Here is a 1,441-nt window from a genome sequence, read left to right as displayed (position 1 = left end):
GCGAGCGCGTCGCCATTCTCGCATCGTGGAATCAGCAACGACGATCCCGTGAAAACCCCCGCTTCTTCAGCACAGCCTTAGCAACGTACGTATCGTCCTACGTCACGGGCTCTACAACGCGCTCATTCCTATTGTGACCGTCGTCGGGTTGTACTTCGGCACGCTGATCGGCAACTCGGTCTTGACGGAGATTGTCTTCAACCGGCCAGGTCTTGGAAAGTTGATCCTTAGTGCCTTGAGCACGCGAGACTACACGCTACTCCAGGGATTGATTGTTGTCTTCGCAGCGTGCGTCATCATCGTTAATTTGCTGACTGATCTTGTCTACGGACTGATCGATCCTCGGGTGAAATACAAATGAGCAACGTGGCACCTCCAATGGCAGCAGAATCGTCGCGAAGGGCAAGTCCTATCTGGCAGGCGCTTAAGAAGAACCGTCTTTCTTGGGTAGGTATTGGTCTTCTGTTCGTCATTGTCTGCGTGGCTATCTTCGCGCCGTGGCTTGCGCCGTATGATCCTCTGCAGCAACACATCGCATTCCGCCTGGACGGGCCCTCGTCTCAGTTCTTGCTGGGAACGGATAGTTTCGGCCGTGACGTACTATCTCGTCTTATTTATGGAGCACGGATTTCGCTTTTAGTGAGCTTCGTCGCAATCCTCATTGCGATGGCGGTTGGCTCCGCTTTGGGCATTCTCGCAGGATACTTTGGCGGCGTTGTGGATCAATGCGTAACCGGGCTCGTCGACGTCCTTCTTTCGTTCCCCGCGCTCCTCCTTGGCTTGATGGTAGCGGCAATGCTTGGTGCGAGCCTCGAGAATTTGGTGATAGCGATTGCCATTACTGAGGTGGCGCCCTTTATCCGGGTGTCGCGAGCTCCAACCATTACCTTGAAACAGCGAGATTTTGTTGAAGCAGGAAGAGCGCTTGGATTTGGACATTTAAGGATTATGGGAGTGCACATACTCCCCAATATGGTGTCCGACGTCGTTGTGCTCGGATCTCTCTGGATGGCGACAGCGATTCGCACTGAAGCGTCGCTTAGCTTCATTGGCATGGGCGTACCTCCTCCCACGGCAACTTGGGGCAGTATGATCCGCGACGGCTTTGAGAACATTCTTGACGCATGGTGGCTGACTGTTTTCCCGAGCGTCGCAATATTACTCGCGGTTCTAGCTCTCAACTTACTTGGCGATGCTTTACGCGACGCAATTGATCCTAAGATGCGATCGGAGCGTTCATGAAACCAGAAATCGTTCCCCAGGTTCCCGTGCTTGAACTGCGAGAGCTGCGCACGGAATTTCGCATTGGCGGTTCATGGCATGCAGCTGTTCGAGACGTGTCGCTCAAAGTGATGCGCAATGAAACGCTGGCAGTTGTTGGTGAGTCGGGAAGTGGCAAAAGTGTCACGGCTCTCTCCGTATTGCGCCTACTGCCGCAGAC

The 1,441-nt window shown here is 54.0% G+C and carries 2 protein-coding genes and 1 pseudogene; all 3 read left to right on the top strand.

All coding sequences use genetic code 11. The features are described 5' to 3' along the window. Positions 1-88 precede the first annotated feature (88 nt). Positions 89-361: pseudogene (locus tag AWB67_RS37705) on the top strand (ABC transporter permease subunit); the annotation flags it as partial. Continuing rightward, positions 358-1,242 carry an ABC transporter permease gene (locus tag AWB67_RS37700; protein ID WP_087660841.1) on the top strand — a complete coding sequence of 295 codons (885 nt, stop codon included), beginning with the start codon at positions 358-360 and terminating at the stop codon, positions 1,240-1,242. The pseudogene AWB67_RS37705 and the gene AWB67_RS37700, both read left to right, overlap by 4 nt. Then, on the top strand, positions 1,239-1,441 hold a 203-nt coding region (locus tag AWB67_RS37695), incomplete at its 3' end, for an ATP-binding cassette domain-containing protein (RefSeq protein ID WP_125477878.1). The genes AWB67_RS37700 and AWB67_RS37695, both read left to right, overlap by 4 nt.

This window comes from Caballeronia terrestris (assembly GCF_001544515.1).
GTDB classification, from domain to species: domain Bacteria; phylum Pseudomonadota; class Gammaproteobacteria; order Burkholderiales; family Burkholderiaceae; genus Caballeronia; species Caballeronia terrestris.
Note: the sequence above shows the minus strand (reverse complement) of the source record. Positions and strands in the feature narration are given on the sequence as shown.